This window comes from Proteus sp. CA142267 (assembly GCF_003336825.1).
GTDB lineage: Bacteria > Pseudomonadota > Gammaproteobacteria > Enterobacterales > Enterobacteriaceae > Proteus > Proteus terrae.
Genome location: NZ_QPMG01000007.1, coordinates 112,576 through 130,397 on the forward strand (window position 1 = coordinate 112,576; position 17,822 = coordinate 130,397).

Consider the following 17,822-nt stretch of genomic DNA (forward strand, 5'->3'; position numbering starts at 1 on the left):
CTATTGTTGTTTATCTGATGACGTTACTGATTGATAATTTAATAGTGAGTAGCGTAATGCCAACATTAATCCCACCAAAATACCCACCTGATTGATATAGGCATTTTCAAATAACCCTCGCAATACATAAACCCCTAAGAAGGACATTAGTAACACCAAGGAGGCTTGACGAATAACCCCTTGGTTTTTTCTTATTAATTGGATACCTTGGGCAATTATCGAAGAGCAAAAATAAAGAATACTAAATAACCCCAAAATACCGCCAGCAAACCAAAAAGCTAAAAAGACGTTATGAGGACCAATGGATCTTTTAAATATCCAATTGGGATGGTCTTTAACTCGTTCATTATAAATATTATGGTACAGTTGATTACCATAGCCATAACCTTTTATCGGTTGTTCAAAAATAAGATCTAACGCTGAGCCTTGAGTACCGCCATCAAATCTTAAACCATCATTCATTTGAGTTAATTTATGTTGAAGTAATTTACTAACAATGGGATTTGTTGGTAAATTTGTTGCCCCAATCAATAACAGGACACAAGTTAACGCACTGATTATCATCAGTAGCCATTGGCGATTAATGACTAAGATAAGTAACGTAGTGATTGCTAATGCGATCCATGCCCCTCGTGCTAAGGTACCTAATATAATAAAAATAAAAGATAAACTGACAAGAGCTAATAATAACCAATTAGTAACTGAGTTTTGTCTTTTTAGAGCCCATAAAGCCAGTACAATGGGAAAGAAAAAAAGCAGAGCATAAGATATTTCCCGATGAATTAGTTGGCTTTTTATTGTAAATGGCCAAATACCTTTCTGATACTCCAAATAATACTGCACTAACTCTTTAACCATAATCACCAGCAACCCAATCGCAAAAGCGACCATCACCATCTTTGCTATATCGGTAGATTTCTCTTTATACAATACAATTGGAAAGGTAATAGCAAAAAGTAGTAACCCATTGAGTATCGGCTTATTAATCTCTTTTATACTGATACTGGGCTCGACAGAAATTATTATGGAATAACCAATCACCAACAATAAAAACAGTAGTGAGAATGACAGGTTATTTTTAAATATCTTACAGATAGCCTTAAAATCACGTACCAGATACCACAGTGCCGTTGCACCGATTAGTCCCATCACAATATTTTTATAACGGGTGATATCCGGTAAGTAGATCAATATAATGTAAAGCCCAATAATGGATAAATTCCAAAGGGATTTTTTACTATAGTCTTTAAACAACATCATAATAATCTGCTATCGTCCTTTCTACTTTTAGGGACGCTGATCATACAATAAAAATGATGTTATCGCTGTATCTCTTATCTGATAATAATGGAGCCACCTGTGCCTGAATTGCCAGAAGTTGAAACCAGTCGCCGAGGTATTGAACCTCATCTTGTAGGCAATGTGTTGCATTATGCCATTGTGCGCAATAGTAAATTACGTTGGCCTGTGTCAGAGAAAATAAAGACTCTACTGGATGAGCCTATTTTAAGTGTAAAGCGTCGCGCTAAGTACTTGTTAATAGAGCTTAATGCAGGATGGATCATTATTCATTTAGGAATGTCAGGGAGTGTTCGCATTCTATTAGAAGAACAACCTGAAGAAAAACATGATCATATCGATTTAATTTTTCGTGATGGCAAAGTATTACGTTATACCGATCCTCGACGCTTTGGTGCTTGGCTGTGGTGTGAAGATTTAGAAACTAGTTCTGTATTAGCTCATTTAGGGCCAGAGCCGCTTTCTGAAGAATTTAATGCCGAATATCTATATAAGCAGTCAAAAAATAAAAAAACAGCTATCAAACCGTGGTTAATGGATAATAAATTAGTTGTTGGTGTCGGTAATATTTATGCTAACGAGGCGCTATTTTCATCGGGAATTATGCCAGATAGAAAAGCCAATAGCTTAACGCAAGAAGAGTGTATGGTACTGGTGACAGCGATTAAACGAGTATTGACGCGCTCCATTGAGCAAGGTGGTACAACGCTAAAAGACTTCTTACAGTCTGATGGTAAGCCGGGATATTTTGCTCAAGAACTCTTTGTTTATGGGCGTAAAGATAAACCTTGTTTGATTTGCGGACAACTGATTGAAAGTATTAAACAAGGGCAACGTAGCACCTTTTTCTGCCGACATTGCCAACATGGTGATAATGAGGGCTAAATTTTACCTAATTTTTTTAGCATTGCGGTGGTTACCACTTCGGGTAAAAATGTAGAAACATCACCGTCATGGCGCGCCACATCTTTAATTAAAGATGAAGAAACAAAGGAAAGATTTTGAGAGGGCAGTAAAAAAACACTATCAAGATCAGGCGCAAAATGGCGGTTCATATTGGCAAGTTGCCATTCATATTCAAAGTCAGAAACGCTACGAACACCACGAATTAAAATAGTGGCTTGTTGCTGTTTAGCAAAATTTGCCATTAGCTCACTAAAACCCACTACTTCAACATTCGGTAAATGATTCGTTACTTCTCTGGCTAAATTAACTCGCTCTTCTAAGGTAAACATCGGATTTTTACGGGCGCTATCAGCAATAGCCAATAAAATGGTATCAAACATGCCTGCAGCACGAGTTAATATATCAATATGACCATAAGTGATAGGATCAAAGGTTCCGGGGTAGATAGCTTTATTTTTCATGATTGGTCGTCTTCTGGCTGAGTTCCCATAAAGAAGCGTATTTATTAAAGGTATACTGTGCATTAACAAATGCCAGTACTAATCCCTGTTTCCCGTCTAAAAAACCCATTCTTAACAACCAAGTTTTAAAAAAGGCACCTAACGTATGACTTAAGATGGAGCCATAACTGGTTTTTTTACCTTGTTGATGGCGCTCTTTAGCCCACTCGGTGGCATATTTTAGCTGTTTTTGCTGAAATTCCATTAAATCACGACAGGTAAGATGCAAGAGATCTCCTTGTAGCGTTTTGATGGTTGCGCCTTGAGTTTCTAACGATTCATGAACCAATTTATTGTTATATTGATAACGTTCTCGCGCGTATAAACGTGTCACTTTATCGGGATACCAACCACTGTGTTTCATAAATCGTCCCATAAATAAGTTACGACGAGCACAGTTATAAACCACATTTTCTTCAGGTTGTTGCAATATCTCGAGGATACTGGTTTTGAGTTCAGGTGTGATACGTTCATCACTATCGATCATAAAAATATAATCACCCGTGGCATATTGCTGCGCCAATTGGCGCTGTCTGCCAAAACCTGGCCACTCACTGTTTACAAAGACTTTTGCCCCTTTCTCTGTCGCGATACGACAGGTGCTATCTTGGCTACCTGAATCCAATACAATGATTTCATCAGCCCACAGCACGGAGTCTAAGCATTCACCAATGATATCAGCAGCATTTTTACTGATCATCACGACAGAAAGGCGCTTGCTTTGGCTCATCAGTGACTCCGAGGGGGAAGATAAGGTGAAAGTAGGGTGAGTAAACGCAATAATGCACCTTGGTTTTCATGAAGCACTTCAACAGCATGACGACCATAATAACGGCGATAATCTTCATCATTAAGCAGTGAGGCAATAGCAGTTGCCATCGATTCACTGTCTGTAACAGTAATTAACCCTTCAGCTTGATCGAGCTTGGCACAGATATTTTTAAAATTAAAAGTATGAGGCCCCATAATTACGGGAATAGCATGAGCGGCGGCCTCTAAAGGATTATGACCACCACGTTCGACTAAACTTCCCCCTACAAAAGCCAGATCAGCAATACCATAGAGCAACATCAGTTCGCCCATGGTGTCGCCTATCACGACTTGGGTCTGTGCATCAGGAACAGCATCAGTACTGCGTAACGTATACTTTAACCCTGCTTCGCGTGTTAATTGTTCCGCTTTAGGAAAACGTTCAGGGTGTCGAGGAACTAAGATTAATAAAAGCTGTGGAAATTGTGTCAGTAGCTTTTTATGTGTCTCTAAGATAATGGCTTCTTCACCTTCATGGGTACTGGTTGCAATCCAAACTGGGCGATGAGCAGCCCATTGGCGACGCAAAGCAACGGCTCTTGCTGCTAACTCAGGGGTGACAGAAATATCAAATTTTAGGCTACCCGTTACATGTAAATGTGAACGTTTGAGCCCTAATTCAATAAAACGCTCACCATCTTCTTGGTTTTGAGCCGCAATTAGGGTGATTTTTTGGAGCATCGTTTTGACGAAACTACCTAATTTTTGATAACCCGCCGCAGAGCGTTCTGATAAACGTGCATTGGCGATAATCAACGGGATTTTTCGTTGATGTAGTTTTGAAATTAGGTTAGGCCATAGTTCGGTTTCCATAATGATCACCAATTTCGGATCAACTGTTTTAAGAAAACGATTAACTGAACCTGGTAAATCATAAGGAAGATAGACATGGTAAACATCATCACCAAATGCAGAACGCACACGTTCTGAGCCTGTTGGTGTCATGGTTGTGACCGTTATAGGCAAATCGGGATAGTGATGACGAAGGGCGCGAACAAGTGGCACGGCGGCGAGCGTTTCACCGACAGAAACCGAATGTAATAATATCCCTTGAGGCACGACTTTGCCTTTGCAAAAGCCATAGCGCTCTCCCCACCGTTTACGGTAGGCGGGTGCTTTGCGGCTGCGCAATAAAAGACGCAACCAAATCAGAGGTTGAATAAGGTAAAGAAGTACCTGATATAAACGCAACAACATGCTATCAAATTCACTTATCTGGACGAACGCTTATAGTATCACACTGTGTGGTAGAAAGTGTGTAAAAACAAACGTTGTGGCGACAAACAACACGGTATAATGCTTTTTTATTAATTTTGACAGGCTTTATTCAGGAAACTTGATAGAATTTTTTTTATAATCAAATCACATTACTAATTATTCAAGTCCATTTGGAATGTTATGAGTGAAAAAATGAAGTTAATACAAAGGGTTCTTGTTATTAAGTTACGACATCATGGTGATACTTTATTGATTACCCCTGTTATTAATACATTAAAAGCTAATTTTCCAAATGCGAAAGTTGATGTCCTAATCAATAAAGAAACAATGCCAATGATTGAGCATTTCTCTTCTATTCATCATATCTTTGTACTAGATAAAGCATGGAAAAAAGAGGGAAAGCTGGCAAGATTACGTCATGAGAGGAAATTACTAACAAACTTAAGAAATCAACAATATGATGTTGTTATAAACTTAGCAGATCAGTGGAATAGTGCGATAATAACCCGTTTTACGGGAGCCAAAATTCGTGTTGGATATGATATTTATAAACGTCAAAGTCCTTTTTGGAAAAAATGTTTTACCCATTTGATCCCATTAGACTCCGTTTATACTCAACATATTGTTGAGCAAAATTTAGCACTCTTGCAGCCATTACAATTGCCTAAAACGGATACTCAAGTATCAATGGCGTATAGCCATCAAGATAAACAAACTGTTATCGCAAAATTAAAAGAACATAACGTGTTGAGTTCTTATATTGTTATTCAACCGACGTCTCGGTGGTTTTTTAAATGTTGGGATGAAGGTAAATGGTCAGAATTAATTGATACTTTGGAACAGGAAGGAAACCAAGTTATTTTAACATCAGGCCCTGATCCAAAAGAGCAAGAGATGGTCAATACTATAATTGAAAAGAGTACTTCAAAAAATCTAGTCTCATTATCGGGGCAACTCTCTTTACCTCAACTTGCGGCATTAATTGATGATGCACGTTTATTTATTGGGGTTGATTCTGTTCCTATGCATATGGCTGCGGCGCTTAAAACGCCACTTGTTGCTCTCTTTGGACCATCAAAATTATTTCATTGGTTACCATGGGAACATATTGGTGAAGTGTTATGGGCTGGAAATTATGGTGAACTCCCTGATCCTGATGATGTCAATACCAACACACAAACGCGTTATCTCAGCTTAATACCTGTCGAAGATGTACTGAATGCCGTAAGAGGACAACTAAAATGAATTCATTCCGACTGGCTATAGTGCGTCAAAAATACCGACCTGATGGAGGCGCTGAGCGATTCGTTTCTCGAGCGCTTGAAGCATTGGATAATCAATCGGTAGAACTTAATGTGATCACGCGTTCATGGATTGGTGCGGTGCAACCTCAATGGTATATCCATATTGTTAATCCAATGAAATGGGGGCGGATTAGCCGTGAGAAAGGTTTTGCTGAAGGTGCAAGGCAATGCTGGCAAAAAGAACAGTTCGATTTAGTACAAAGCCATGAGCGTATTGCTGGATGCGATATTTATCGTGCAGGAGATGGTGTTCATCGCCGTTGGTTATTACAGCGTTCACGAGTATTAAGCCCACTACGTAGTCAACTACTGCTTAACAGCTGTTATCACCGCTATGTAATGAAAGCTGAAAAAGAGATGTATCATTCACCAGAGCTGAAACGGGTTATCTGTAATTCAGAAATGGTAAAACGTGAGGTTATGGAAGACTTTGGTGTTGAAAGTGAGCGTATTAGCGTAATTTATAATGCGATAGATAATCAGCGATTTTTTCCAGCAACAGCACTTTATCGTGAACAGTTACGTCAACAATACCAGATCCCAATTGATGCCAAATGCTTTATTTATGTGGGTTCAGGGTTTGAACGTAAAGGCTTAAAAGCGGCCATAGAAGCAATTAGTTGTACAAGTGCACATTTGATTGTGGTTGGACAAGATAAAGAGCAGAAAAAGTATCAACAACTCGCTTATCAATTAAAAAGCCATGGGCGAGTTCATTTTTTAGGTATGCAAAAGGATACTCTACCTTTATATCAAATGGCTGATGGTTTACTGTTGCCAACCTTATATGATCCTTTTCCTAATGTTATTTTAGAAGCCATGGCATGTGGTTTACCTGTGATCACCAGTTATACTTGTGGTGGTTCTGAATTTATTGAACAAGGCATTAATGGTTTTGTCACTGATGCTTTAGATATTTCGGCAATGATAAGTGCAATAGAAACAATTTCTGCCGATAATCTTGATAATAGAATGTCTAAAGCAGCCCGAAATAAGATACTGCCTTATACGCCAGAGCATTTATCTCAACAACTGATTGGGCTTTACCAAAAGGTTCTTAGTTTATGAAGGAACATATCCTTTTTATTATTGATGGATTACCAGGTGGTGGCGCTGAAAATGTCACTATCAGGTTATGTCATGGCTTAAGCCAGCGTGGTTATGCCGTTACACTACTCTCTTTAGCCGAAAAATGTGATTATTCTATTCCTGCTAATATTGAGTTATTGATTGATGCAGATAGTTATCGAGGGTTATTTCATCGACAAACTGAACTGAAACGTCGAGCAAAATCGATGGATAACACGTTGAAATCACTATTTGCACGTAAAGGTATTCCATCGCTTGTTGTTTCAAATTTGCATAAGACTGATAGGATTGTTGCTTTATCTAAAGAGTTGATGGATAAAAATACGTGGTATTGCATTCATGGCATATTTTCCCAATCTTATTTAGGTAATAAAACCGGTTTTTCTCGTTGGTTAAAACAAAAGAAGATCCAAAAAGTATACCAAGGGAAAAATATTATTACGGTTTCCAATGCGGCTGGACAGGATTTGATCCAAAATGTGGGGATCTCACCACAACAATTAAAAACAATTTATAATCCATTTGATATTCAAGAAATTAGAAATCTAGCTTTAGAAAGTAATTCTTATCAGGGGCAAGATTATTTACTGCATATCGGTCGTTTTCATGAAGTTAAACGACATGACAGGTTGTTAGAGGCATTTGCATTAGCGGATTTACCTTGTAAATTATTTATTGCAGGTCAAGGCTCTTCTGAAGTGACAACTAAAATTAAAAATAAAATAGCAGAGCTTAATTTAGAAAATAAAGTGAGTTTAATCGGTTTTTTAGCAAACCCATTTGCTGTTATTAATGACGCAAAAGCGGTCGTTTTAAGTTCTGACAGCGAAGGTTTAGGCAATGTGTTGGTTGAGTCTTTGATTTGTAATACACCGATTGTGAGTACCAACTGTCCTGGTGGTATTGGTGAAATTATGGAAGGTGAGCTTGCTAATTATAAAGCAGAGTTAAATGCCGCATCGTTAGCAGAAAAGATGCGATTGGTTTATTTTACGCCACCTGAAATTACACCAGAGATGTACCAAAAATTTGATATTGATGAAGTGATTGATCAGTATATTGAACTTATAGTTATTAGGGCGCACCAGTAATGGGAAGTAAAAAATTCAGTACGCTTAGGCGATTAAATAGACAAAAAAATTACTTTTTTAAGCGAGTTAAATTTGCGATTGCCAAGTTTTTTATTGATTCTATTTATCGTAAGAGTTTTTCTTTAAAAAAAGATCCTAAAGTACTTTTTTTAAGGGATGATAATAAAATTGGTGACATGGTTGTTTCAACATCAATTTTAAGGCAACTAAAGAATAATGGGTATTCTGTAGATATCGTTTCTGGAAATAATAATTTCTGTGTTATTGAGTACTCTGATTTATATAATAAAAATTACACATATGAAGAAAAATTTTTTTCTATCATAAAATTAGCACTCAGGTTAAGAAAAGAAAGATACGATTTAATTATTGATATGGGAGAGTTACTCCCAATATCTTATTTGTTATTTATAAGAATAATTGATGCTAAGAATGCTGTAGGTTTTAATAAAAAAGGTATTAAAGTTTATAATTTAAATATAGACTATAATGAATACAAATCTCATATTATTGAAAGATATAAGAAAATGCTTAATATTCTTAATGTGCCTTTTGATGAACTTAAATATGAGATTACGATCCCTTATGTAGTTGATGATAAGATAAAAAGTTTTATTAATAATCTGCCGTATAAAAAAACGGTAGTAATCAATCCATTTTCTGCATCTGAAAAAAGAGATATATCAAGAGAACAATTATTATTTATAATTTCTTATTTCAAGGAATATAAAGTAAATATTATCTTTATTGGGAAGCAGAATGATTTAAAAAGTCTGCAATTTGAAAATATTGTAAGTAATCCCATTGGGAGCTTTATTAGTGCATCAGCAATTATAAAATATGCTGATTTAGTGATAACGCCAGATACATCCATTGTTCATGTTGCAACAACTTTTGATAAACCGACACTTGCATTATATGGCAATGATTATCATGGTTTATATGTAAATAATTATCAGTGGTCGCCGAATAATAAAAAGGCAATTCAAGTAACACAAGATAAAGTAGACAGTAAAGTCAGTGAGATATCAACAGATGTAATTAAATCTAAACTAGATATTCTTGTAGGTAAATATTTATGTCAATAAAAAAGATAACAATAGTTGGTATCGAGTTACAAGGTTTAGGTGGTATGGAGGTTGTTTTTAATAAATTAAATAATTTATTAAAAGATTTTTATCCTCAAGTGGAATTATCTATTATCCTTTTGAAGGAACGAGATATTTGCATTAATGAAAGTTGGTATGAAAATTTAAATGTAAAATTTATTAATTGTAAAATTAAAAACCATAAAGTAAGAAGGTTTATATTTTCATATAAATTATCGAAAATTTTAAGAAAAAAGAACCCAGATATTATCATTGGTTCAGATGTTATAGGGTGTTATATTGCTAATTTGGCATCTAAGTTCTCACTAAGAAATATTCCAGTTTTTTCTTGGATACATACATCACTGTGGACAGCATATAAAGCAATTTATACATTAAATGCGCAATATCATATACCAATTAGTTCAGGCAACAAAAAATATTTACTGAGTAAGAATGTACCTGAGTCTTGTATTAATGTAGTTTACAATCCTGTGGATAGAACTGATAAAACGATCCTACGCCCTCAAGATAAAGCAAAATTTCTCTATATTGGGCGATTATTATCTAAAGAAAGTAAAAATCTTGAATTTATGTTTCGTTCATTAAGTAAGTTAGAAGGAAACTGGGAATTACACCTAATTGGAGATGGTAAAGATAGGGCTAATTTACTGTTGCTTGCAAAAAATTTAAACATTGATAAAAAAGTAATTTTTCATGGTTGGCAAAATAATGCTTGGGATTATGTATTAAATAATATTAAAGAAGTTACCGCCTGTTTATTAACATCAACTCATGAAGGGCTTCCTATGGTTTTAATTGAAGCTCAATCTTATGGAATTTACTGTATTAGCTCTGATTGTTTAACTGGGCCTTCTGATATTATTAATGGAAAAAATGGGCAATTATTCCCTGTTGATGATGAATCATCATTCTTAAAGATATTAGACAATGTTATCAATAAAAGATTAAATTTGCCTGAGCATTGTGAAATAAAAAAATCTATTGAACCATTTTATGGTGATATATATATAAAAAATATGATGGATTTTTTTGAAATAAAGGGTAAGAAAATATAATGACTAAACCAGTATTTATTATCACATTAGATACCGAAGGCGATAATCTTTGGGAAAATGAGGGTGAGATCACTACTCAAAATACGCACTTTCTTCCCCGTTTTCAGCAACTTTGCGAGCGTTTCCATTTTAAACCTGTTTGGCTAACAAACTATGAAATGGTAATGGATGATGCCTATATAGAGTTTGCTCGAGATGTTATTGCACGTAATACGGGTGAAATTGGTATGCACTTACATGCATGGAATAGCCCACCAATCACACCATTAACGGACAACGATTTACGTTATCAGCCTTATTTAATTGAATATCCTAAAGATCAAATGCGAGAAAAAATCGCATTAATGACCGACTTACTTGAAGATAAACTGCAAACTAAAATGTTAAGTCATCGTGCGGGTCGTTGGGCCTTTAATGAGATTTATGCACAACTTTTGGTTGAGTTTGGTTACCAAGTCGATTGTTCTGTGACACCTAAAGTGGATTGGCGATTTACCAAAGGTGATCCCGCACAATCAGGGGGTACAAATTATACTGATTTTCCAAGCCATGCTTATTTTATGGACTTACAGGATATCACTAAAGCGGGAAATTCTTCATTGCTAGAAGTGCCAATGAGTATTCAATATAAGCACTCACCTTTTATGAATAAAATTAAGCAGAGTTACGATAAATTAAGAGGTAAGCAAAGAGCCCCTTCAGTGAATTGGCTTCGCCCTAAAGGTGGCAATGCTCAACAGATGATTGATGTTGCTGAAAAATCTTTGGCTCAAGGCCACTCTCATATTGAATTTATGTTGCATTCATCTGAATTTATGCCGGGTGGTAGCCCAACATTCCGAACTGAACAGGAAATTGAAGGGCTTTATGATGATTTAGAAACGTTATTTAGTTTCTTATCGGATAAAGTGCAGGGAATGACGTTAGCTGAGTATTATAAAATAAAAAATAAGGCATAATTATAATGTTTTTTAAGATGGGTTGGCAACAAGGTTCAGAATCGGAATACCGAGAAGCATATACTAAATTTGGAGGGAGTGTTATTACTTCCCCTGACTTGCTTAATTTTATTCATCAACGCTTTAATTTGGATGAGAAGTTTTATATAAGAAAAGATAAAAATAATCAAATTATAGGTGCTTTCTGTACTTGGTATGATGAGTATTTAGCAGGAGAACAGAAAATAGCACATAAATTAGAACTTTATCGTTATATGCTAAATTTCGATGAAATTATATTACCATTGTCGGCAGGGCAAAAAGTATTTTTACCCGCAAACAGTAAATTTTTATCTGAAAAACATAAAGAGCAAGTAATAAATGCATTTGAGAAAATTAATGCTCATCGCGAGATATGTTTAGTGAAATCATTCTCTAAAAAGACAATTAGCACTCGAAATAGAGAATTAAATAAATTTATTAAAAAAGGTGGGAGTGTTGTTAATGTATCTAAATATTCAGTAGAGGAGTTTGCGGATATTTATGATGAGCTTTATTTCAAAAGACGAAATGAACATTCGAATAAAAAAGAGATACAAGAAATATTAAATACATTTCCTGATTTAGTCTTTGGTAATATATTATGGTTAGAGAATAATCCAGTTGCTATGCAATATGTTATAAAGAAAGAATCACCAAGCTGGGTTTGTTTTGATTATATTAATAGCGGAATGGATATGAATTATCCTGATTTATCTCTAGGAACAATAGCTGCCTGGGTAAATGTCCGTGATGCAATTGAATATACAAATAAAAGAAATTTAGAATTAAGATATTGTTTTGGTAGACCAACATTTGATTACAAAGAAAGATGGTGTAACCGTTCTTCTCTACAAAGAGTAATATCAATATAGTTAGATTGATTTTTCATACGTAATGCATTGAAATAAAACACTTTTAATTTAAAGAAATATTTTATGAAATTAAAAAAGCTTAAATGGGTACATAACTTTCTAAATATTTACAACCCACTTTTGGGCAAGATGAAAAAAACAGATACGTTTTCATCTGATATTCAATTTAACAGTATTCTTATTTTCTCCACGACAGCGCTGGGGGATTTTATGTTTAATACTCCCGCGATAAGAGCTATTCGTGCATATTACCCTGATGCACATATTACATTGGTTTCTAGCGAAAAAAATAGATTATTAGTTGAAAACTATGATCAAATAGATAGTGTGGTCTATTGGGATAATAAAATTAGAAACCTACTTCCTATCGCACTACAGGCAAAAAAATATAAACCCGAATTAGCGGTCATATTACATTCGCATCTTCCTTACGATGTGTTATTTGCTATTATGTCTGGCTCCCAATATATTTTGCGCAATACATCAGACGTCATTCCTGAGTGGTTTAGAAAATGGATTATTGCTGATCATAAACCAGCATCTGGACATGTTATCCAAAGTAAACTTAATATTATTCGTTATTTAGGAATAGATAGCTCTGATACAAGAATGGAAATTCCTTGTAAAATAGAACAATTAGATAAAGGAAATTATCATATTGTTGGATTTCAGATGGGAGCATCAACGCAAGAACGTAGATGGCCAGTAAAATATTTTGTTGAATTAGCGCAAAAGCTTATTGAGAGTAAACCATCAATACAGATTAAGTTAATTGGTTCACCCAGAGAATTAGAATTACCAGAAGAGTTTTTTGTATTGTTGCCAAAAAAATATCATAACAATATTGAAAATCTAGTGGGTAAAACTTCATTGCCTGATTTGTTAAGTCAAATAAAGATAATGGATGTATTAGTCACAGGGGATACAGGGCCTCTACATTTAGCGATCACACTACAACGCCCGACAGTAAGTTTATTTGCGACAGCAAACCCTAAATGGACAGGGCCTTATCAAGATCTTCATTTGCATACCATTATCAATAAGAGACCTAACCCAGATGAGGGAATACAAGCATCAATGGATCTTATTTCGGTTGATGAAGTCTTTAGTGCGGTTAATCAAACCCTAAAAGACTAATAACTTTTAGGGTTTAATAAGGCTAAATATCGAGAATGTTGAGTATTTTTTGCGCGCTTATCTCCCCAATATCTCCACCTTCTGCTTTTACAGCCGTTTGGGCTTTACCGTAACCGCCAATTAAGCCGGGATCGGTAGGGCCAAATAAGGTGATATTGGGTTTATCTAATGCTGCCGTTAAATGGCTTAATCCCGTATCCACAGAAACGACGCTTTTAGCACCAGCAATAACTTGAGCCACTTGGGCTAATGACATCTTAGGTAATACATCAACGTAGTCAAAATCTTTTGCTAGGCGAATGGCTCGCTGATGTTCATGCTCGGCACCCCAAGGTAATTTAATGCGTACTCCAGAATCAGCAAGCAGTGCAATTAACTCTCGCCAATGAGATTCAGGCCAATGTTTCTCATCACGCGTTGTTGCGTGCAAAAAGACTAAATAAGGGCGCTCATCAAAGGCAGGAAGTGAGAGAAAATGCTGTGCAATTCCATAATCACCCCGAGATTGTGGGATCGGATAATTTAAGCTTAAAGCAAACAGTTGACGAATTCGCTCAACGGCGTGCATCTCTTTACTGACATTGTGGCGAATATCGTAAAAGAAACTCGCTAAAGGCTCTCGGGCACATTGACGAGAATAACCATGTTTAGTGCCTTTGGCGTATCGAGTCACTAAGAATGCACTTTTTAGTAACCCTTGTGCATCAATAACAGCATCATAATGATGAGCTTGAATAGCGTGGCGAAATTGTGCACGTTCAGCACGAATAGGGGCACTAAACCAGTTCTTTCGCCAACGGCGTATTGCCACAGGAATAACTCTATCAACGGCTTGATGCCAGCTTGGGATCTGTGCAAAACCTTCTTCGACGACCCAATCAAAACGAATATCAGGATAAACATTTATTGCATCAGTTAATGCTGGCAACGTATGCAAGACATCGCCCATGGAAGAGGTTTTAACGATTAATACCCGCTTCACGCTGATGGCTCCGTTGATAGTAAATTTGCTAATTCAGCAAAAACCTTCTCTGGCTGAATATCAATTAAGCTTTGGTGATAGCCTTGTTCAGCATCCCCTTTACGCACTTTGTGATAACCCGTAATTAAACGGATCACGCGTGCTTTATGTGATAAAGGCGGCGTAAAGTCAGGGCTACTTGGGCCATAAAGTGCCACTAACGGGCGCTCTAACGCGGCAGCAACATGCATTAAACCAGAGTCATTACTGACAACAGCTTTACAAGATGCAATCAAATTAACTGCCTGCTCAAGACTGGTTTCGCCAGCAAGATTAAAACAGACTTCACGTGCTTCTAGCGTTAAGGCTTGTTTTATCTCTTCACCCGCTTCTTTATCTTTTTGAGAACCAAATAAGAAGATTTGATAACCTTGCTCAATTAGTTTCTGTGCTAAAGCGGCGTAATGATAATGAGGCCAACGTTTTGCGGGGCCAAATTCAGCTCCAGGGCAAAAACCAATAGCAGGGCGTTGAGTCGATAATGAAAATTGACTTAATGTGGTAGCAATATCATTTTCGGTAACTGATAACTTAGGCCATAACAAAGGTTGCGGTAAATCAGTCGCTTTTTGGACTTTTTGCTTGTCATAAGCGAGCGCAACATAGCGTTCAACCATCAAAGGAAATGCATCTTTATTTAAAGGTCGCAAATCATTTAATAGACCATAACGCATCTCTCCACGCCAACCAGTGCGCTTAGGAATATCTGCAAAGAAAGGGACTAAGGCAGATTTTAACGAGTTAGGTAATACGTAAGCGTGTGTGTAACCATTCTCTTTTAATTGTTTTCCTAAACGGCGACGTTCACCAATGGCTAAAGCCCCATGACCTAATGGCATCGGGATTGCATTATCAACTTCTGGCATTTTTTCGAGTAATGGACGGCACCAAGCAGGTGCCATCACATCAATCGTTGCCGCAGGATGTAATGCTTTCAATGTACGATAAAGACTTTGGGACATCATCATGTCCCCGACCCATGAAGGCCCTACCACAAAGATTTTCATAAACAGCGATTACTTACCTTGATTTAACCATTGCATATAAAGCTCTACGCCTTCAGCAACTGTTTTAAAAGGTGCGGTATAACCCGCTTTACGTAAATTTGTTAGATCAGCTTGAGTAAATGCTTGGTAACGACCTTTCAATTTCTCAGGAAACTCAATATGTTCGATAGAGAGATCTTTATCTTTATGATGAGCAATAACGGCATCTGCAACAGCTTGGAATGATTCAGCACGACCTGTACCACAGTTAAAAATACCCGATACATTGTTGCGCCAGAACCATAAATTAACCGCAGCCACATCTCCAACATAAATAAAGTCGCGCTGGAAGGTTTCGCTACCTTCAAATAATTTTGGATTTTGACCCGCATTTACTTGGTTATTTAAATGGAATGCAACACTCGCCATGCCACCTTTATGTCCTTCACGAGGGCCATAAACATTAAAATAACGGAAGCCACAAATCATTGAATCTGCTTCAGGTAAAATCTGGCGCACATATTCATCGAATAAGAATTTTGAATAGCCGTAGACATTTAAAGGCGCTTCATATTTTCTATCTTCGATAAAGTTATCTGTACGACCACCATAAGTTGCAGCAGAAGAGGCATATAAGAAAGGAATTTGGCGCTCAAGACAAAAATGAAGTAGTTCTTTAGAATATTGATAGTTGTTATCCATCATATATTTGCCATTCCACTCAGTCGTGGAAGAGCAAGCACCTTCATGGAAAACCGCGTCAATATCACCGAAATCATCACCAGCAACAACGCTTGCAATAAAATCTTCTTTATCCATGTAATCAGTGATATTTAGATCAACCAAATTCACAAATTTGGTGCCATCTTTAAGGTTATCAACAACTAAGATATCAGTATAACCTTCATCATTTAATGCTTTAACAATATTGCTGCCAATAAAACCTGCACCGCCAGTGACGATAATCATGTGGCTACCCCTTCATATAAAATCTAAAAATTAGCTCTAGGTCTATAATAACACTGAACAGCTTTAACGGTAGCATTCATCATGGAACAACAGACTGAAATTCTCGAAAAAAGCAGAACGTATTAGTGATCTTAATTACACAAATAACATTATTTATTTACATTTGTCGTTTTTAATAGAACAAAGGCATAAAATAAGAAACAATACTGACTATATTGTAGTCAAACTATTTAAGTTGTCTCTTTTCGAATTGCTGTCTTAGGAGAAAGTATGTCTACTCCCGCGTTTTACCAACAAATTAATCAACAACTAGAACAAACTCGTCAAGATGGCCTCTTTAAAAATGAGCGCATCATCACTTCTTCACAAAGCGCAGATATCGCAGTTGCTGATGGAAGCCATGTTATTAACTTCTGTGCTAATAACTATTTAGGTCTCGCTAATCATCAAAAATTAATTGAAGCCGCAAAAGCAGGTATGGACAGCCATGGATTTGGTATGGCTTCTGTTCGTTTTATTTGTGGTACACAAGATTCACATAAAACATTAGAAAATAAAATCGCTGAATTTTTAGGAATGGAAGATGCCATTCTGTATTCATCTTGCTTTGATGCAAATGGTGGATTATTTGAAACACTAATGGGTCCTGAAGATGCCATTATTTCTGATGCTTTAAATCATGCGTCTATTATTGATGGTGTGCGTTTATGTAAAGCAAAACGTTATCGCTATGCTAATAACGATATGGCAGAGCTGCGCGTTCAACTTGAAAAAGCCAAAGCAGATAATGCTCGCCACATTATGATCGCGACAGATGGTGTATTTTCAATGGATGGCGTGATTGCAGATCTAAAATCTATCTGTGATTTAGCCGATGAATTTGGTGCTCTCGTTATGGTCGATGATTCTCATGCTGTGGGCTTTGTAGGTGCACAAGGCCGCGGAACTCATGAGTATTGTGATGTGATGGGCAGAGTCGACATTATTACAGGGACTTTAGGTAAGGCGTTAGGTGGTGCTTCTGGTGGGTATACCGCAGCGCGTAAAGAAGTGGTTGAGTGGTTGCGCCAGCGTTCTCGCCCTTATTTATTCTCTAATTCATTAGCTCCTGCGATTGTTTCGGCCTCTATTGCTGTTTTAGATATGTTGAAATCAGGGGATGAAATTCGTGCCCGTTTATGGCGTAACGCCTCACTTTTCCGTGAAAAAATGAGTGCCGCTGGTTTTACATTGGCTGGCGCAGATCATGCCATTATCCCCGTTATGTTAGGAGAGGCCAAATTAGCTCAAGAATTTGCAACACGCTTACTTGGTGAGGGAATTTATGTCACAGGATTCTTCTATCCTGTTGTACCTCAAGGGCAAGCACGTATTCGTACGCAAATGTCGGCAGCACACACTACTGAGCAAATTGAGCGTGCAGTGGCGGCATTTATCAAAATTGGCAAAGAACTTAATGTGATTGCATAAGGT

17 protein-coding genes are annotated in these 17,822 nt (G+C 36.8%); 10 read left to right on the forward strand and 7 right to left on the reverse strand.

Features of this window, described 5'->3' with window-relative positions:
• On the reverse strand, positions 1-1,260 hold the full coding sequence (rfaL, locus tag C0T34_RS12695; RefSeq protein WP_109850251.1) for an O-antigen ligase RfaL: 1,260 nt from the start codon (positions 1,258-1,260) through the stop codon (positions 1-3).
• A 99-nt stretch (positions 1,261-1,359) separates the two neighbouring features.
• Here rfaL and mutM point away from each other — a divergent pair, with 99 nt between their 5' ends.
• Positions 1,360-2,184 carry a bifunctional DNA-formamidopyrimidine glycosylase/DNA-(apurinic or apyrimidinic site) lyase gene (gene mutM / locus C0T34_RS12700; RefSeq protein WP_109850252.1) on the forward strand — a complete coding sequence of 275 codons (825 nt, stop codon included), beginning with the start codon at positions 1,360-1,362 and terminating at the stop codon, positions 2,182-2,184.
• On the opposite strand, the gene coaD is transcribed toward mutM, so the two are convergent.
• Genes coaD through waaA form a run of 3 tightly spaced genes read right to left on the reverse strand, consistent with a single transcriptional unit; the run spans position 2,181 to position 4,712 of the window.
• A complete protein-coding gene (gene coaD, locus C0T34_RS12705) occupies positions 2,181-2,666 on the reverse strand; it encodes a pantetheine-phosphate adenylyltransferase (protein ID WP_098941486.1) in 486 nt (161 codons plus the stop codon). The two genes, mutM and coaD, sit on opposite strands and share 4 nt — an antisense overlap.
• Positions 2,656-3,435, reverse strand: coding sequence for a glycosyltransferase family 2 protein (locus tag C0T34_RS12710; RefSeq protein WP_098941485.1), 780 nt, complete (start codon positions 3,433-3,435; stop codon positions 2,656-2,658). Before C0T34_RS12710 ends, coaD begins: the two co-directional genes overlap by 11 nt.
• Positions 3,435-4,712 carry a lipid IV(A) 3-deoxy-D-manno-octulosonic acid transferase gene (gene waaA / locus C0T34_RS12715; protein ID WP_098941484.1) on the reverse strand — a complete coding sequence of 426 codons (1,278 nt, stop codon included), beginning with the start codon at positions 4,710-4,712 and terminating at the stop codon, positions 3,435-3,437. Before waaA ends, C0T34_RS12710 begins: the two co-directional genes overlap by 1 nt.
• A 201-nt stretch (positions 4,713-4,913) precedes the next feature.
• Between waaA and rfaQ the strand changes: the two genes are divergently transcribed.
• From rfaQ to C0T34_RS12755, 8 genes are all read left to right on the forward strand, one after another.
• Positions 4,914-5,978: a putative lipopolysaccharide heptosyltransferase III gene (gene rfaQ, locus C0T34_RS12720; RefSeq protein WP_109850253.1), complete on the forward strand. Its 1,065-nt coding sequence runs from the start codon at positions 4,914-4,916 to the stop codon at positions 5,976-5,978.
• A complete protein-coding gene (locus tag C0T34_RS12725; protein WP_109850254.1) occupies positions 5,975-7,105 on the forward strand; it encodes a glycosyltransferase family 4 protein in 1,131 nt (376 codons plus the stop codon). Before rfaQ ends, C0T34_RS12725 begins: the two co-directional genes overlap by 4 nt.
• Positions 7,102-8,217 carry a glycosyltransferase gene (locus C0T34_RS12730; RefSeq protein ID WP_109850255.1) on the forward strand — a complete coding sequence of 372 codons (1,116 nt, stop codon included), beginning with the start codon at positions 7,102-7,104 and terminating at the stop codon, positions 8,215-8,217. Before C0T34_RS12725 ends, C0T34_RS12730 begins: the two co-directional genes overlap by 4 nt.
• On the forward strand, positions 8,217-9,305 hold the full coding sequence (locus C0T34_RS12735) for a glycosyltransferase family 9 protein (protein WP_109850256.1): 1,089 nt from the start codon (positions 8,217-8,219) through the stop codon (positions 9,303-9,305). Before C0T34_RS12730 ends, C0T34_RS12735 begins: the two co-directional genes overlap by 1 nt.
• Positions 9,296-10,384: a glycosyltransferase gene (locus tag C0T34_RS12740; protein WP_109850257.1), complete on the forward strand. Its 1,089-nt coding sequence runs from the start codon at positions 9,296-9,298 to the stop codon at positions 10,382-10,384. The genes C0T34_RS12735 and C0T34_RS12740 overlap by 10 nt, the downstream gene beginning before the upstream one ends.
• The gene (locus C0T34_RS12745) at positions 10,384-11,343 is read left to right on the forward strand and encodes a polysaccharide deacetylase family protein (RefSeq protein WP_109850258.1); all 960 of its coding nucleotides are present in this window, start codon (positions 10,384-10,386) and stop codon (positions 11,341-11,343) included. The genes C0T34_RS12740 and C0T34_RS12745 overlap by 1 nt, the downstream gene beginning before the upstream one ends.
• A gap of 17 nt (positions 11,344-11,360) precedes the next feature.
• Entirely contained in the window at positions 11,361-12,236 is an 876-nt protein-coding gene (locus tag C0T34_RS12750) for an antimicrobial resistance protein Mig-14 (protein WP_231039417.1), read from the forward strand.
• A gap of 210 nt (positions 12,237-12,446) precedes the next feature.
• Positions 12,447-13,373, forward strand: coding sequence for a glycosyltransferase family 9 protein (locus tag C0T34_RS12755; protein ID WP_231039416.1), 927 nt, complete (start codon positions 12,447-12,449; stop codon positions 13,371-13,373).
• Positions 13,374-13,395: 22 nt separating this feature from the next.
• On the opposite strand, the gene rfaC is transcribed toward C0T34_RS12755, so the two are convergent.
• From rfaC to rfaD, 3 genes are read right to left on the reverse strand one after another with little or no spacing between them, the layout of a single operon-like run.
• Positions 13,396-14,355, reverse strand: a complete 960-nt coding sequence (rfaC, locus tag C0T34_RS12760; protein ID WP_109850261.1) for a lipopolysaccharide heptosyltransferase RfaC — start codon at positions 14,353-14,355, stop codon at positions 13,396-13,398.
• Positions 14,352-15,401, reverse strand: a complete 1,050-nt coding sequence (rfaF, locus tag C0T34_RS12765) for an ADP-heptose--LPS heptosyltransferase RfaF (RefSeq protein ID WP_109850262.1) — start codon at positions 15,399-15,401, stop codon at positions 14,352-14,354. The genes rfaC and rfaF overlap by 4 nt, the downstream gene beginning before the upstream one ends.
• A gap of 9 nt (positions 15,402-15,410) precedes the next feature.
• Positions 15,411-16,349 (reverse strand): ADP-glyceromanno-heptose 6-epimerase, encoded by a 939-nt coding sequence (gene rfaD / locus C0T34_RS12770; RefSeq protein WP_109850263.1) that lies wholly within the window; start codon positions 16,347-16,349, stop codon positions 15,411-15,413.
• A 270-nt stretch (positions 16,350-16,619) separates the two neighbouring features.
• Here rfaD and C0T34_RS12775 point away from each other — a divergent pair, with 270 nt between their 5' ends.
• Complete coding sequence (locus C0T34_RS12775) at positions 16,620-17,819, forward strand: glycine C-acetyltransferase (RefSeq protein ID WP_109850264.1); 1,200 nt, start codon at positions 16,620-16,622, stop codon at positions 17,817-17,819.
• The last annotated feature ends 3 nt before the right edge of the window (positions 17,820-17,822 follow it).

Coding starts and splice junctions, on each gene's coding strand:
- coaD (WP_098941486.1), bottom strand. CDS start 2,666: ATGAAAAATAAAGCTATCTACCCCGGAACCTTTGATCCTATCACTTAT.
- rfaL (WP_109850251.1), bottom strand. CDS start 1,260: ATGATGTTGTTTAAAGACTATAGTAAAAAATCCCTTTGGAATTTATCC.
- rfaF (WP_109850262.1), bottom strand. CDS start 15,401: ATGAAAATCTTTGTGGTAGGGCCTTCATGGGTCGGGGACATGATGATG.
- rfaD (WP_109850263.1), bottom strand. CDS start 16,349: ATGATTATCGTCACTGGCGGTGCAGGTTTTATTGGCAGCAATATTGTT.
- C0T34_RS12755 (WP_231039416.1), top strand. CDS start 12,447: ATGTTTAATACTCCCGCGATAAGAGCTATTCGTGCATATTACCCTGAT.
- C0T34_RS12725 (WP_109850254.1), top strand. CDS start 5,975: ATGAATTCATTCCGACTGGCTATAGTGCGTCAAAAATACCGACCTGAT.
- C0T34_RS12740 (WP_109850257.1), top strand. CDS start 9,296: ATGTCAATAAAAAAGATAACAATAGTTGGTATCGAGTTACAAGGTTTA.
- waaA (WP_098941484.1), bottom strand. CDS start 4,712: ATGTTGTTGCGTTTATATCAGGTACTTCTTTACCTTATTCAACCTCTG.
- C0T34_RS12745 (WP_109850258.1), top strand. CDS start 10,384: ATGACTAAACCAGTATTTATTATCACATTAGATACCGAAGGCGATAAT.
- C0T34_RS12710 (WP_098941485.1), bottom strand. CDS start 3,435: ATGAGCCAAAGCAAGCGCCTTTCTGTCGTGATGATCAGTAAAAATGCT.
- C0T34_RS12750 (WP_231039417.1), top strand. CDS start 11,361: ATGGGTTGGCAACAAGGTTCAGAATCGGAATACCGAGAAGCATATACT.
- C0T34_RS12775 (WP_109850264.1), top strand. CDS start 16,620: ATGTCTACTCCCGCGTTTTACCAACAAATTAATCAACAACTAGAACAA.
- C0T34_RS12735 (WP_109850256.1), top strand. CDS start 8,217: ATGGGAAGTAAAAAATTCAGTACGCTTAGGCGATTAAATAGACAAAAA.
- rfaQ (WP_109850253.1), top strand. CDS start 4,914: ATGAGTGAAAAAATGAAGTTAATACAAAGGGTTCTTGTTATTAAGTTA.
- C0T34_RS12730 (WP_109850255.1), top strand. CDS start 7,102: ATGAAGGAACATATCCTTTTTATTATTGATGGATTACCAGGTGGTGGC.